The 13,642-nt window shown below is 69.0% G+C and carries 12 protein-coding genes; 1 reads left to right on the forward strand and 11 read right to left on the reverse strand.

The window, feature by feature from the left end; translation table 11 throughout:
- Positions 1-40: 40 nt before the first annotated feature.
- On the reverse strand, positions 41-724 hold the full coding sequence (locus M5C96_RS10000) for a hypothetical protein (RefSeq protein ID WP_272568863.1): 684 nt from the start codon (positions 722-724) through the stop codon (positions 41-43).
- The gene (locus M5C96_RS10005) at positions 721-1,278 is read right to left on the reverse strand and encodes a pesticin C-terminus-like muramidase (RefSeq protein WP_272568865.1); all 558 of its coding nucleotides are present in this window, start codon (positions 1,276-1,278) and stop codon (positions 721-723) included. Before M5C96_RS10005 ends, M5C96_RS10000 begins: the two co-directional genes overlap by 4 nt.
- 244 nt (positions 1,279-1,522) lie before the next feature.
- Here M5C96_RS10005 and M5C96_RS10010 point away from each other — a divergent pair, with 244 nt between their 5' ends.
- The gene (locus M5C96_RS10010; protein WP_272568867.1) at positions 1,523-5,221 is read left to right on the forward strand and encodes a hydantoinase B/oxoprolinase family protein; all 3,699 of its coding nucleotides are present in this window, start codon (positions 1,523-1,525) and stop codon (positions 5,219-5,221) included.
- Positions 5,222-5,453: 232 nt separating this feature from the next.
- Here M5C96_RS10010 and mnhG read toward each other — a convergent pair whose 3' ends face one another.
- From mnhG to M5C96_RS10055, 9 genes are all read right to left on the reverse strand, one after another.
- Complete coding sequence (gene mnhG / locus M5C96_RS10015) at positions 5,454-5,825, reverse strand: monovalent cation/H(+) antiporter subunit G (protein ID WP_272568869.1); 372 nt, start codon at positions 5,823-5,825, stop codon at positions 5,454-5,456.
- Entirely contained in the window at positions 5,822-6,106 is a 285-nt protein-coding gene (locus tag M5C96_RS10020; RefSeq protein WP_272568870.1) for a K+/H+ antiporter subunit F, read from the reverse strand. Before M5C96_RS10020 ends, mnhG begins: the two co-directional genes overlap by 4 nt.
- Positions 6,103-6,597, reverse strand: a complete 495-nt coding sequence (locus tag M5C96_RS10025) for a Na+/H+ antiporter subunit E (RefSeq protein ID WP_272568872.1) — start codon at positions 6,595-6,597, stop codon at positions 6,103-6,105. Before M5C96_RS10025 ends, M5C96_RS10020 begins: the two co-directional genes overlap by 4 nt.
- The gene (locus M5C96_RS10030; RefSeq protein WP_272569676.1) at positions 6,594-8,276 is read right to left on the reverse strand and encodes a monovalent cation/H+ antiporter subunit D; all 1,683 of its coding nucleotides are present in this window, start codon (positions 8,274-8,276) and stop codon (positions 6,594-6,596) included. The genes M5C96_RS10025 and M5C96_RS10030 overlap by 4 nt, the downstream gene beginning before the upstream one ends.
- 32 nt (positions 8,277-8,308) lie before the next feature.
- On the reverse strand, positions 8,309-8,674 hold the full coding sequence (locus tag M5C96_RS10035) for a Na+/H+ antiporter subunit C (protein ID WP_272568874.1): 366 nt from the start codon (positions 8,672-8,674) through the stop codon (positions 8,309-8,311).
- Entirely contained in the window at positions 8,674-11,634 is a 2,961-nt protein-coding gene (locus tag M5C96_RS10040) for a monovalent cation/H+ antiporter subunit A (RefSeq protein WP_272568876.1), read from the reverse strand. The genes M5C96_RS10035 and M5C96_RS10040 overlap by 1 nt, the downstream gene beginning before the upstream one ends.
- A gap of 99 nt (positions 11,635-11,733) precedes the next feature.
- On the reverse strand, positions 11,734-12,036 hold the full coding sequence (locus tag M5C96_RS10045) for a ComEA family DNA-binding protein (protein WP_272568878.1): 303 nt from the start codon (positions 12,034-12,036) through the stop codon (positions 11,734-11,736).
- A 26-nt stretch (positions 12,037-12,062) separates the two neighbouring features.
- Positions 12,063-13,220: a lipopolysaccharide assembly protein LapB gene (gene lapB, locus M5C96_RS10050; protein ID WP_272568880.1), complete on the reverse strand. Its 1,158-nt coding sequence runs from the start codon at positions 13,218-13,220 to the stop codon at positions 12,063-12,065.
- Positions 13,210-13,530 (reverse strand): LapA family protein, encoded by a 321-nt coding sequence (locus M5C96_RS10055; protein ID WP_272568882.1) that lies wholly within the window; start codon positions 13,528-13,530, stop codon positions 13,210-13,212. Before M5C96_RS10055 ends, lapB begins: the two co-directional genes overlap by 11 nt.
- Positions 13,531-13,642 lie beyond the last annotated feature (112 nt).

Genomic DNA, 13,642 nt, shown 5'->3' on the forward strand with positions numbered 1-13,642 from the left:
GCGCCCCGGTGACGGGGCTAAAGGAAAGGACCGCCCATTGTCATCGGGGCGAAGCCGCCGCGGTGTACAGGCCGGACGCCGCACGGGGCGGATGCACGACGATGTTGCTGTACCCGCGGTAGGTGCCGTTCTTGAGCTCGTCCGTCACCCAGACGATCCATTCGGGCGGGTGGCCCCTGCCGTGGTCGATGGTGCCCACGACCTCCAGGCGGAAGAACTGCTCCGGGGTTTCCACCTGGACGGCGCTGCCTTCGGACTGGGGCGTGCCGGGCAGCAGCGTCTGGAGCGTGTGCTTCTTGCCATCGGCGCGATTGCGCAGCGACGAGGGGAACGACCGCAGGTCCAGTTTTTCGTACAGGGTTTTGGCCTGCTTGCCGGAGGCGGCGGCCTTCTGCGCGACGAAGGGCTTGCCTGTGATCACGCGGATGCTGTCGCACAGCCGGTATTCGCTGCGGATCTCGAAGTTGCGGGTCGACTCGACCGGCTGGCTCTTCGACAGCAGGTCCGAATATTCGAGGCAGTTCTTGGCCGAAGCGCCGTTGTCGAACACGAGCGGCGTGCGCTCTGCCGTGAGCGAGGCCTTGAGGTTCTGCAGTGCCGAAAGCAGTTCCGGGTTGGTGACGTGCACCACGCCGACCGCGTGGTCGGCGGCAGGCGTGGCATTGGCGGCATGCAGGGCAGCGGAAACCATCGCGGCGCTGGCCAGGGCGATCCATCGTTTCATTTGACTTTCTCCAGCAGGGCGGCTTCCTTGCCGCGGCGGGTGGGGTACACGTCCCCGAAGTTCTTGAGCAGCTTGACCGCTTCGGTCCAGTCCTGTTCGGTGACGGCCTTCCAGAATTTCGGCGTGGCGGCATCCAGGTTGACGCCGTACTGGAAGGACACCGACGCGATGACGGTCTGCGCTTCCGCGGGCAGGTCGATGAAGTTCTTCTTGGCGGCCGTGGCCGAGTCGTACTTCAGCTTCACGCTGGCGATGTGGCTGGCCTTGGTGGCCTTGTCGATGGATTCGGCCTCGGCGGCGGTAATCGTCAGCGGCGTCTTTTCGATCAGCGTCTTGGCGTCGGTGCCCTTGGTGCCGAGGTAGGGTTTGAGCTTGGTGACCAGGCCGCTGGCCAGGCCCAGGTTCTTCAGATCGCTCTCGGAGCGTTGGCCCAGGTCGAACCCGGTTGCGATGGTCACGCCGCTCTTGCTCACGTTGGCCGCCGGCACGTAGCCGGTGGTCAGCGAGCCGCCCTCCAGGGCGCTCAGGAATGCATAGTCGATTTGTTCTGGCATGTCTGGTGGATGAAGGTGATCGGTGGCTGCCGCACTCGGAGGAATGGGCCGGTTCGTTGAGAAGAGGGGAATCGAAAAATCGCGCCCCCTGGGATGCGATCGGGCCGCCGCAGCGTCGTGCCGCGGGCCGAAGATATCATCGAAAAAGGTCGGCAAATCGTGGATCTTCTCCTGGCTCGCAGGTGATGCCTGCGTCAATGTTGTCCAAACATTTCATTCGTAACAGGCTGAGGAAAACATCGACATGGCAACACAACTGTGGCAGTTCTGGGTGGACCGTGGCGGCACCTTCACCGACGTGGTGGGCCGCCGGCCCGACGGCACCCTGGTCACGCACAAGCTGCTGTCCGAAAACCCCGGGCACTATCGCGATGCCGCGGTGGCCGGCATCCGCCACCTGCTGGGCCTGGCGCCCGGCGCGCCCGTGTCGCCCACGCAGGTGGAGTGCGTGAAGATGGGCACCACCGTGGCCACCAACGCGCTGCTGGAGCGCAAGGGCGAGCCCACGCTGCTGGTGACCACGCGGGGCTTTCGCGATGCGCTGCGCATCGCCTACCAGAACCGCCCCCGCCTGTTCGACCGCCGCATCGTGCTGCCCGAGCTGCTGTACAGCCGCGTGATCGAGGCGCAGGAGCGCGTGGGCGCCCATGGCGAGGTCGAGCAGGCGCTGGACGAGGCCCACCTGCGCGAGCGCCTGTGGGCCGCCCACGACGCGGGCCTGCGCAGCGTGGCCATCGTGTTCATGCATGGCTACCGCTACACCGCGCACGAGCAGGCGGCGGCGCGGCTCGCACACGAGGCGGGCTTCACGCAGGTGAGCACCTCGCACGGCACCAGCCCGCTGATGAAGTTCGTGAGCCGGGGCGACACCACCGTGGTGGATGCCTACCTGTCGCCCATCCTGCGCCGCTATGTGGAGCAGGTGGCGGCCGAGATGCCGGGCGTGCCGCTGTACTTCATGCAGTCGTCGGGCGGGCTCACCGATGCGCACCGTTTCCAGGGCAAGGACGCGATCCTCTCCGGCCCGGCCGGCGGGATCGTGGGGATGGCGCGCACGGCGGAGCTGGCCTTCGCGGGCCAGGCGCGCGGTGCCGGCGGGGCCGCTGGCCCAGGCGATTCGGTGCGCGTGATCGGCTTCGACATGGGCGGCACCTCCACCGACGTGAGCCACTACGCGGGCGAGTTCGAGCGCGAGTTCGAAACCCAGGTGGCGGGCGTACGCATGCGCGCGCCGATGATGAGCATCCACACCGTGGCCGCCGGCGGCGGCTCGCTGCTGGAATACGACGGTGCGCGCTTTCGCGTGGGCCCGCAGAGCGCGGGCGCCAACCCGGGGCCGGCCAGCTACCGCCGGGGCGGGCCGCTGGCCGTGACCGATGCCAACGTGATGGTCGGCAAGATCCAGCCCGCGCACTTTCCGCACGTGTTCGGCCATGGCGGCGACGAGCCGCTCGATGCGGCCGTGGTGCAGGCCCGCTTCGACGACCTCGCGGCGCAGGCCGGCCGCGCCGCGCACGACGTGGCGCACGGCTTCATCCAGATCGCGGTGCAGCAGATGGCCAATGCCATCAAGAAGATCTCGGTCGCACGGGGCTACGACGTCACGCGCTACACCCTGCAGTGCTTCGGCGGCGCGGGCGGGCAGCATGCCTGCCTGGTGGCCGATGCGCTGGGCATGCAGCGCGTGTTCGTGCACCCGCTGGCCGGCGTGCTGTCGGCCTACGGCATGGGCCTGGCCGACCAGAACCTGATCCGCGAGCAGGCGGTGGAGGCGCGCCTGTCGTCCGAGGCCCTGGGCGGCATCGCCCACACGCTGGATGCGCTGGCCCAGGCGGCCGAGGCCGAGATGGCACAGCAGCAGCAAGGCGGTGCGCCGGTGTCGGTGCGCCGCCGGGTGCATGTGCGGTACGAGGGCTCGGACGCGGCGCTGGTCGTGCCCGTCGGCGAGGTGCCGGAGGTGCCGGCCATCACGGCGGGGTTCGAGGCGGCGTACCGCCAGCGCTTCGCCTTTCTCATGCGGGGCCGGGCGTTGATCGTGGAGGCGGTCTCGGTCGAGGCGGTGGTGGCCGGCGACGCGCCGGTCGAGCCGATGCAGGCCCTGCAACCGCCGCGCGAGGCGCCGCGCCGTGGCACCGTGCGCATGTACACCGTGGGCGTGGACGGCGTGCCCGCGTGGCAGGACGCGGCCCTGGTGGTGCGCGAGGACCTGCGCCCCGGCGACGTGATCGCCGGCCCGGCCATCATTGCCGAGAAGAACGCCACCACCGTGGTGGAGCCGGGCTGGCAGGCCGCGCTGACGGCCCTCGACCACCTGGTGATCGACCGCACCACCGCGCGCAGCGTACGGCATGCGCTGGGCACCACGGTGGACCCGGTGCTGCTGGAGGTGTTCAACAACCTCTTCATGAACATCGCCGAACAGATGGGGCTGCAGCTGCAGAACACCGCGTACTCGGTGAACATCAAGGAGCGCCTCGACTTCAGCTGCGCGCTGTTCGACGCCCAGGGCCACCTGATCGCCAACGCGCCGCACATGCCGGTGCACCTGGGCTCGATGGGCGAGAGCATCAAGGCGGTCATCCACCGCAATGCCGGCCGCATGCAGCCGGGCGACGTGTACGTGCTGAACGACCCGTACCACGGCGGCACCCACCTGCCGGACATCACCGTCATCACGCCCGTGTACCTGGCCGAAGAGGCCGAACCCACGTTCTACGTCGGCAGCCGCGGCCACCATGCCGACGTGGGCGGCACCACCCCCGGCTCGATGCCGCCGTTTTCCACGCGCATCGAGGAAGAGGGTGTGCAGATCGACAACGTCAAGCTGGTGGAGCGCGGCGTGCTGCGCGAGGCCGAAATAGTGGCCCTGCTGCAAAGCGGCGAATACCCCAGCCGCAACCCGCAGCAGAACCTGGCCGACCTGAAGGCGCAGATCGCCGCCAACGAAAAGGGCGTGCAGGAGCTGCGGCGGATGGTGCAGCAGTTCGGCCTGCCCGTGGTGCAGGCCTACATGGGCCATGTGCAGGACAACGCCGAGGAGTCGGTGCGCCGGGCCATCACCCGCCTGGCCGCCCGGCTCCAGGACGGCGTCTTCACGCTGCCGCTGGACAACGGCGCGCAGATCCAGGTCGCCGTGCGCGTGGACGCCGCCGCCCGCAGCGCGGTGATCGACTTCACCGGCACCTCGGCGCAGCAGGCGAACAACTTCAACGCGCCCACCGCGGTGTGTATGGCCGCGGTGCTGTACGTGTTCCGCTCGCTGGTGGACGACGACATTCCGCTGAACGCCGGCTGCCTCAAGCCGCTGCAGGTCATCATCCCGCCCGGCTCCATGCTCAACCCCCTGCCGCCGGCGTCCGTGGTGGCGGGCAACGTGGAAACCTCCACCTGCATCACCAATGCGCTGCTGGGCGCGTTGGGCGTGTCGGCGGGCAGCCAGTGCACGATGAACAATTTCACCTTCGGCAACGACCGCCACCAGTACTACGAGACCATCTCGGGCGGCAGCGGCGCCGGTGGGGTGTTCGGCGACGACGGGGACTGCGTGGACGGTTTCGACGGCACGAACGTGGTGCAGACGCACATGACCAACTCGCGCCTGACCGATCCGGAGATCCTGGAGTTCCGCTTTCCGGTGCGGCTGGAGAGCTATGCCATCCGCACCGATTCGGGTGGAGCAGGGCGGTGGAAGGGCGGCAACGGCGGCGTGCGCCGGGTGCGGTTTCTCGAACCCATGACGGCCGGCATCCTGTCGAACGGGCGCCGCCACGGCGCGTTCGGCATGGCGGGCGGCCAGCCGGGGCAGCCGGGCATCAACCGGGTGGTGCGTGCGGACGGCCGGGTGGAGGTGCTGGAGCACATCGGCCAGGCGCAGATGGAGCCGGGCGATGTGTTCGAGGTGCACACGCCGGGGGGCGGCGGCTTCGGCGGGGCGGGTTCTTGATTTAAGCGGAAAAGGCCGCCAGCGCATATTCCACTAGGGCATCATGCTATTGAATTAGTAGCGTTCGGCTGTGTCCAGCCACCGATGCCGCTCGTCCGGTACGGACCGTTCGGCATGTGGTCAAACAGGCCGTGGCGGCATATTCTTCTAGGGCATATTGCTACAAATTTGGTAGCAAGCACATCGAAGAAGGCGCCGAGAAACACGCCGAGAAGATGCGCCGACGATCGCCTCAGGAGTCGCGGTCGGTGCTCTCGTGCAGGCGGCTCAGGCTGGGCGGCACGTTCTGGCCGGCCCGGCGCGCGCGGAACAGGGCAGCGCGCATCAGGAAGATGTTGGTCACCGGCACGGTGACCGCCACGAACAGGCCGATGAGCAGCGGGTGCAGCGCCAGCCCGGCGCCCTGGACCGAAAAGTACAGCAGCGTGGCCAGCACGATGCACCAGCACCCGAGCGTGGCGATCACGGACGGCGCGTGCACCCGCTCGAAGTAGGTCGGCAGGCGCAGCAGCCCGAGCGACCCCAGCAGGGCGATGCCGCACCCGGCCAGCACCAGGGCCGCGATGGCGATCTCGGCCCACAGGGGCAGGGTGGTGGCGGTCATTCGATCACCTCGCCGCGCAGCAGGAACTTGGCCATCGCCGTGGAGCTGGCAAAGCCCAGCAGCGCGATCAGCATCGCCGCCTCGAAGTAGTTCGTGCTGCCGTAGTAGATGCCCAGCACCAGCATGCACAGCATGCCGTTCAGGTACATGCAGTCCAGGGCCAGCACCCGGTCCTGCGCCGACGGGCCCTTGAGCATGCGCACCAGGGCGCAGGACATCGCCAGCACCAGCAGGAAGACGGCGACCGGCAGCGCGATGGACAGGATGGAACCGTTGGTCATGATTCGAAAATCTCCATCAGGGGGCGCTCGTAGCGCGTTTTGACGTGATCGATGGTGGCCTGCTTGTCGTCCAGTTCCAGCACGTGCAGCATCAGCACCGAACGGTCCAGCGACAGTTCGGCCCACGACGTGCCGGGGGTGATGCACACGATCATCGCCAGCACCGCCAGGGCGTTCGGGTCGCGCATCTCCAGTGGAATCTGCACGAAGCCCGGCGGGTGCGGCCGGTGGCCCGATGGCGTTGCCAGAAAGCGCAGCAGCCGCAGGTTGGACACCACGCTGTCGGCGATGACGGACGCCACCAGCCGCAGCACGGTGCCGGGCCGGCGGATGCGCACCGGCAGGGGCCGCAGGCCACGCGTGAGCGCAGGGATGGCGATGGCCACGCACGCCGCCAGCACGAGCTGCCCGGCGCTCACCGAGCGGTTGAGCATGAGCCACATCACGAACAGCGCCACGGACAGCAGCGGGGCCGGGAACAGGCGCTTCATGGCGTCTCCTTCGCGGGCGGCTGCGCCGGCGTGACCGGCCCGGGCACGGGCCGCGCCGACATCACCGCGCGGATGTAGCTGGACGGGGTGTGCAGCGCGTTGGCGGTGGCCTGCGTGAACCGCATCACCGCGCCGGCGTACAGCGTGAGGCCGATGCACCCGGCCAGCAGCAGCGCGATCGGCAGGCCTTCCAGTACGCGCAGCTGGGGCGGGCGGCGGTCGTGCGTGGTCCAAAAATAGCGCATGCCGGTGCGGGTGAGGGCGATCAGCGCGAAGAGGCCGGTGACGATCATCAGCGCCAGCAGCACCCACCCCGGCGTGCCGGGCTGGTAGCCGGATGACGAACCCAGGCCCAGCGGGTTCAGCAGCGCCGTCAGCATGGCGAACTTGCCCACGAAGCCCGACAGCGGCGGCAGCCCGGCGATCACCAGCGTGCACAGCAGGTAGGCCAGGCCCAGGAAGGCGGCGGCGGCGGGAATGACCCGGCCGATCAGCACGGTCTCGTCCTCGTCGAGGTTCAGGCCCGCGGCGGGCACCAGCTCGGCCGTGAGGAAAGGCGCGTCATCGTGCCGCTCGTGCGGCGCGAGCGTGGCGCCGTCGTTGCGCCAGCGGTCGATCAGGTCGCCCAGCAGGAACATCGCGCTGATCGCCAGCGTGGAGCTGGGCAGGTAGTACAGCAGCCCGGCGGTCAGCACGTTCTGCCCGAAACCGGCCGCCGCCAGCAGCGTGCCGGACGAAAGAATGGCCGCATAGCCCGCCAGGTGCGTGAGCCGCTGCGAGCCCAGCATGCCGATGCCGCCGAAGGCCATGGTGATCATGCCGCCGCCGATCAGCCACAGGCTGCCGAACAGCGCGGAGGCGCCGGCCTCGCTGCTGAACATGAGCGTCCACAGCCGCAGGATGGTGTACACGCCCACCTTGGTCATCAGCGCGAACAGCGCGCCGGCCGGCGCGGTGGCGGCGCTGTAGGCCGGCACCAGCCAGAAGTTGAGCGGCCACATCGCGGCCTTGATGAGGAAGGCCGTGGCCAGGATGGCCGCCGCCGCGTGCAGCAGGCCCCGGTCCGCCGCCGCCACCTTGGGAATGCTCTGCGCCAGATCGGCCATGTTCAGCGTGCCGGTGATGCCGTACAGCATCGACACGCCGATGAGAAACAGCGACGACGCCGCCAGGTTGATCGCGATGTAGTGCAGCCCGGCCTGCACGCGCGTGCGGCCCGAGCCGTGCAGCAGCAGCCCGTAGGAGGCGGCCAGCATGATCTCGAAGAACACGAACAGATTGAACAGGTCGGCGGTGAGGAACGCGCCCGCCAGCCCCATCAGCTGGAACTGGAACAGCGGGTGGTAGTGCACCCCGGCGCGGTGCCAGCGGGCGGCCGCGAAGACGATGGAGCACAGCGCGACGGCACTGGTCAGCGCCAGCATCATGGCCGAGAGCCGGTCCAGCGCCAGCACGATGCCGAACGGCGCGGGCCAGTTGCCCGGCAGGTACACGCCCATGGTGGTGGGCACGGTGGCCTGGGCCGTCCACAGCAGCAGCGCCGTGGCCACCAGCAGGCCGAGGAACGTGGATGCGATGTTCAGGCCCAGCTTGAGCCGCTGGCGCTCTTCGCGCAGCAGCAGCATCAGCGCGGCGGTGAGCAGCGGCAGCACGATGGGCACCAGCATCAGGTGCGGCATCCATGCGGAAAGGGCGTGCGCGAGGGCCGGGGTCACGGCATCTCCTGCACGTCGTGCGAGCGCGTGCCGTCCACATGGTCGGTGCCCGACATGCCGCGCGATGCCAGCAGCACCACGAGGAACAGCGCCGTCATGGCGAAGCCGATCACGATGGCGGTCAGCACCAGCGCCTGCGGCATGGGGTCGGCATAGTGCAGCAGGTCCTTCGGAACACCTTCCACCAGCACGGGTTCCTTGTTGATGGCCAAGCCCAGGCGGCCCATGCTGAAGATGAACAGGTTGACGGCATACGACAGCAGGGCCAGGCCCATGATGACCTGGAAGGTCCGTGGGCGCAGCAGCAGCCACACGCCGGAGCCGGTGAGCACGCCGATGGCAATGGCGAGAACGATTTCCATCAGCGGACTCCTCCTTCGGGGGCGGTGGTGTCGGGGCTGGCCGCCAGCTCGGCCTCGCGCTCCTCGGCCAGGCGCGCGTGGTAGCGGTGGCCGCGCACCGATTGGTGGGCGATGGCGGTGAGGATCAGCAGCGTCGAGCCGACGACCAGGGTGAACACGCCGATGTCGAAGAACAGCGCGCTGGCGATGTGGATCTCGCCGATCACCGGCAGGTGCAGGTGCGCGGTGTGGCTGGTCAGGAACGGATAGCCCAGCGCGATGGCACCCAGCCCGGTACCCAGGGCGAACAGCAACCCCATGCCGATCCAGCGGCGCGGGTACAGCGGCAGATGCGCCTCGACCCAGTGCGTGCCCGAGATGATGTATTGCAGCAGCAGCCCCACCGACAGCACCAGCCCGGCCACGAAGCCGCCGCCAGGCTCGTTGTGGCCGCGCATGAACATGTAGAACGACACCAGGGCCGTGAACGGCAGCAGCAGCCGCACCAGCACGGCGGGCACCATCAGGTAGCCGATGGCGGTGTCGGTCGCATTGCGCGGATTGAGCAGGTCGGTCTGCAGATCGGCCGGCATGTTGCGCTGCTGCTCGGGCAGGTCCATGGTCTCGCGCGCGGGGCGGAAGCGGCGCAGCAGCGCATACACCGTCAGGGCGACGATGCCCAGCACCACGATCTCGCCGAAGGTGTCGAAGCCGCGGAAGTCCACCAGCATCACGTTGACCACGTTGGTGCCGCCGCCCTCGGTCTGCGCGCGCTCCAGGAAGAAGGTGGACGTGCTTTCAGGGAACGGCCGGCTCATCATGGTGAAGGCCAGCCAGGCCATGCCGGCGCCGGCGGCCAGCGCCACCGCCATGTCGCGCAGCCGCCGTGCCCGCACGATGCCCGGGTGGGTTGTGTCCACGCCGCGCAACCGCTCGTCGCGCCGCGGTAGCCAGCGCAGGCCCAGCAGAACGAGTACGGTGGTGACGATCTCCACCACGATCTGCGTGAGTGCCAGGTCGGGCGCCGAGAACCACAGAAAGGTGATGCAGGTGCACATGCCCGCGCCGCCCATGAGCGTCAGTGCCGCCAGCCGGTGGTACTTGGCCTGCCATGCCGCGGCCACCGCGCAGATCGAGCCCAGCGTCCATAGCACGACGAAGGCCGGTGACAGGGGCAGCGTGCCGCGGTCGCCGAGCTGCAGGCCCTGCGTCCACAGCGGCAGGGCGGCAGCGGCCAGGGCAGCCAGCACCAGCCACAGCATCTGCCACTGCAGCCGCGGCGTGGCCATCAGGCGCCGGCCGTTGTGCCCGCACAGCGTGAGCCAGGTGAGGGCGATCTCGAACAGGCGCCGCCCGCTCACGCGGTAGATGAGCGGGGGCGCATCCACCTTGCCGGCGGCGCGCTGGCGGCGCAGCAGAAGGTACAGCGCGGTGCCGCCGCCCAGGGCGACCAGGCTCATCACGAAGGGGGTATTGAAGCCGTGCCAGATGGCCAGGCTGAACTCGGGCAACGGGCCGCCGACCACTGGCCGCGCCGCCGCGTCCAGGTACTGGCCCACCGACCACGCGGGAAAGATGCCGACCACCAGGCAGGCCAGCACCAGCAGTTCCACCGGCACGCGCATCCAGTGCGGGGGCTCGTGCGGCTGGCGCGGCAGGTCTTGCGCGCGTGGCCCCCAGAACACATCCACGATGAAGCGCAGGGAGTAGGCCACGCTGAACACGCCGGCCAGCGTGGCGGCGACGGGCAGCACGGTCGCCACCAGCGGTGAGGCGTCCAGGAACACCGTCTCGGCGAAGAACATTTCCTTGGACAGAAAGCCGTTGAGCAGCGGCACGCCCGCCATGGAGGCGCTGGCCACCATCGCCAGGGTGGCCGTCACCGGCATCATGGTGCGCAGCCCGGACAGGCGCCGGATGTCGCGCGTCCCGCTTTCATGGTCCACGATGCCCGCCGCCATGAAAAGCGAGGCCTTGAAGGTGGCGTGGTTCATGATGTGGAACACCGCCGCCACCGCCGCCAGCGGGCTGTTCAGCCCCAGCAGCAGCGTGATCAGGCCCAGGTGCGAGATCGTGGAATACGCCAGCAGCCCCTTGAGGTCGTTCTGGAACATGGCCGCGTAGCCGCCCACCAGCAGCGTGCACACGCCCGCGCCGCCCACCAGCCAGAACCAGGGCTCGGTGCCGCCCATCACGGGCCACATGCGCGCCAGCAGGAAGACGCCGGCCTTCACCATCGTGGCCGAGTGCAGGTAGGCCGACACGGGTGTCGGCGCGGCCATGGCGTTGGGGAGCCAGAAGTGGAAGGGGAACTGCGCGCTCTTGGTCAACGCGCCCAGCAGCACCAGCACCAGGGCCGTCAGGTACCACGGGTGGTTGCGGATCTGCTCGCCGGCGGCCAGCACATGGTCGAGGTCGTAGCTGCCCACGATGTGCCCGATCACCAGCATGCCGGCCAGCATGCACAGCCCGCCCGTGCCTGTCACCGTGAGCGCCATGCGAGCGCCCCGTCGCGCGTCCTGGCGGTGGTACCAGTAGCCGATCAGCAGGAAGGAGAACAGGCTGGTGAGTTCCCAGAAGAAGGCCAGCTGGATGATGTTGCCCGACAGCACCACACCGGCCATCGCCCCCATGAACGCCAGGAAGAACGAGAAGAAGCGCGGCACCGGATCGGCCGGCGACATGTAGTAGCGCGCATACAGCACCACCAGCGAGCCGATGCCCAGGATCAGCATGCAGAACATCCAGGCGAATCCGTCCATGCGGATCACCAGGTTCAGCCCCAGCGCGGGCAGCCAGGGGATTTCCTGGCGCAGCACCCCGCCCGCGGCGATCTCCGGAAAGTACAGCGCGGCCTGCACCGCGCAGAACAGCGCGATCGCACCGGCGAGTGTGGATTCGGTGTTGCGCGCGTTCGACGGCAGCACCGCCGCCAGCAGGCTGCCGATGAAGGGGAGGAGGACGAGGAGGATCAGGGGCATGCCCGGACGATTCTACGGGCATGCCTTTCGGACATGCTATGAATACCCTAGCAGAGCCCGGAGATTGGGCGTGCTGCTGGCTCGCAATCCGTTGGGTGTCTAACGCGACGCGCCCGCCATGGGCGGCGATGGGACGGCTGCGGCCGGCGCGCCGCCGAACGCGGCACCGTTCACCGTGAGGCCTTCGCTGGACAGGCGCGCGGCGGAGGCCTTGCCCAGGCCCGGGACGCGGCCGACGAGGTCTGGCCAGTTCTGGAACGGACCTTTCTCCCGGGCCTGGAGAATCCTGGCCGACAGTGCCGGGCCGATGCCTTTGACCCCGTCGAGGTCGGCGACGGACGCCGTGTTGACCTCCACCGCCGTCACGGCGGCAGCGCAGTGAACGGCTGCGGCCATGGCCATCAGCAGGGCCTTGATCCCCCGCAGCCTCATAGCTCTTCCACCCGCCGGGCGGGGTAGCTGTCCCAGGTCTGGCAGCCGGGGCACTGCCAAAAATGCTGCCGCGCCTCGAAGCCGCAGGCCGCACAGCGGTAGCGGGTGAGCGGCTTTGTCGCTTGGTCCAGCGCCTTTTGCACCTGGGGATGGAACTGCTCGTGCTCCAGTGTTTCCTGCGCCAGCCACTTCGCGGCCGCCACCAGCGAGGGCTCCTTGTCCAGATGGCGCACGTACCACTGCGGCCCGGGCCGGGACGCGTCGCCCGAGGCGGCGTCCATCGACACGATGGCCTCCAGCATGTCCAGCGACGGCGCCCGCTCGTAGTGGCCCAGCAGCAACTGGTAGGTTTCCTCGGCGCGCTGGGTGGCTGCGCCCACTTCGACCAGCAACGGGGCGGCCAGGGGCAGGGCGCCGGGCGATTCGCGCGACAGTTCCAGCAGCGTGGAAAACGCCTGTTCCGGCCGGCCGCAGCGGTGGTGCAGGCGGGCCAGTTCGATGCGCGGGCGGGGGGCGTGGGGCGCGGCGGCCACGGCCTCTTCGAACTGCGCCTGCGCGGCTTCCTGGTCGCCTTGCGCGGCCCGCGCGATGGCCTGCTCGCACAGGTAGTGGGCCTGCCGCGTGCTGAAGTCGCCCTGGTGCGATCCGTGCCTCTTGCGGGCGATGGCCGCCGCCTGCGGCCAGTCGCGCGAGCGTTCGTAGATGGCCAGCAGGGCCAGGCGCGACTGGCTCTCGAACGGCGTGTTCTCCAGCCGCCGCAGGGCATCCTCCGCGCGGTCGAGCAGGCCGGCCTTGAGGAAGTCCAGGGCCAGCGCATGCTGTGCCCGGTCGCGGTCGGTGCGGCTCAGGTCGCCGCGCGACAGCAAGTGCTCGTGCACGCGGACCGCGCGGTTGTACTCGCCACGGCGGCGAAAGAGGTTGCCCAGCGCGAAATGCAATTCGGACGTGTCCGGATCGTTCTGCACCGCCTCGATGAAGGCATCGATCGCCTGGTCCTGCTGCTCGTTGAGCAGGAAGTTCAGGCCCTTGAAATAGGCCTTGGGCGCGCGGCGGTTCTCCTCGCGCAGTTGCCGCAGGTCGAAGCGGGAGGCGAACCACCCCAGCACGAACGCCAGCGGCAGGCCCAGCAGCAGCCAGCTGAAATCAAATTCCATGGATGGAGGGCGGTTGTTGTTGCAGGTCCGGCACGGCTGGGGCCGCGACCGGTGCGGGGGCCGGGGCTTCAGCCGGCAACGCGGCCTGTGCGCGCCGGGCGGCGCTGCGGTGCTTCCACCAGCGGGGCACCATGCCCAGCACGCCCACGACGACCCCGGCCGCGAAGGCCGTCAGCACGACGAGCACCAGGGGGGCGCTCCAGTGCGTGCCGAAAAAGAAGTGCACGGTGGCGTCTTGCTGGTTGTTCAGCGCAAAAGCGAACAGGGTAAAAAAAATGGCTGCCTTGAGCAGCCACAGGAGGTATTTCATGCGTCTCCCCGGTGGTGTGGGGGCATTCTACGGGCACGCCGTGGCGCGTCTGCCATCTGCACCGATACCCGTGCCACGGGCTCCTGGCGCTTGACAGCCAAGCGCAGGCAGC

It is taken from the genome of Acidovorax sp. GBBC 1281 (assembly GCF_028473645.1).
Lineage (GTDB): Bacteria > Pseudomonadota > Gammaproteobacteria > Burkholderiales > Burkholderiaceae_C > Paracidovorax.

Bases quoted from the DNA above. Each gene is read 5' to 3' on its own strand.
- M5C96_RS10000 (WP_272568863.1), bottom strand. From the start codon at position 724: ATGAAACGATGGATCGCCCTGGCCAGCGCCGCGATGGTTTCCGCTGCC.
- M5C96_RS10005 (WP_272568865.1), bottom strand. From the start codon at position 1,278: ATGCCAGAACAAATCGACTATGCATTCCTGAGCGCCCTGGAGGGCGGC.
- M5C96_RS10010 (WP_272568867.1), top strand. From the start codon at position 1,523: ATGGCAACACAACTGTGGCAGTTCTGGGTGGACCGTGGCGGCACCTTC.
- mnhG (WP_272568869.1), bottom strand. From the start codon at position 5,825: ATGACCGCCACCACCCTGCCCCTGTGGGCCGAGATCGCCATCGCGGCC.
- M5C96_RS10020 (WP_272568870.1), bottom strand. From the start codon at position 6,106: ATGACCAACGGTTCCATCCTGTCCATCGCGCTGCCGGTCGCCGTCTTC.
- M5C96_RS10025 (WP_272568872.1), bottom strand. From the start codon at position 6,597: ATGAAGCGCCTGTTCCCGGCCCCGCTGCTGTCCGTGGCGCTGTTCGTG.
- M5C96_RS10030 (WP_272569676.1), bottom strand. From the start codon at position 8,276: ATGCCGCACCTGATGCTGGTGCCCATCGTGCTGCCGCTGCTCACCGCC.
- M5C96_RS10035 (WP_272568874.1), bottom strand. From the start codon at position 8,674: ATGGAAATCGTTCTCGCCATTGCCATCGGCGTGCTCACCGGCTCCGGC.
- M5C96_RS10040 (WP_272568876.1), bottom strand. From the start codon at position 11,634: ATGCCCCTGATCCTCCTCGTCCTCCTCCCCTTCATCGGCAGCCTGCTG.
- M5C96_RS10045 (WP_272568878.1), bottom strand. From the start codon at position 12,036: ATGGCCATGGCCGCAGCCGTTCACTGCGCTGCCGCCGTGACGGCGGTG.
- lapB (WP_272568880.1), bottom strand. From the start codon at position 13,220: ATGGAATTTGATTTCAGCTGGCTGCTGCTGGGCCTGCCGCTGGCGTTC.
- M5C96_RS10055 (WP_272568882.1), bottom strand. From the start codon at position 13,530: ATGAAATACCTCCTGTGGCTGCTCAAGGCAGCCATTTTTTTTACCCTG.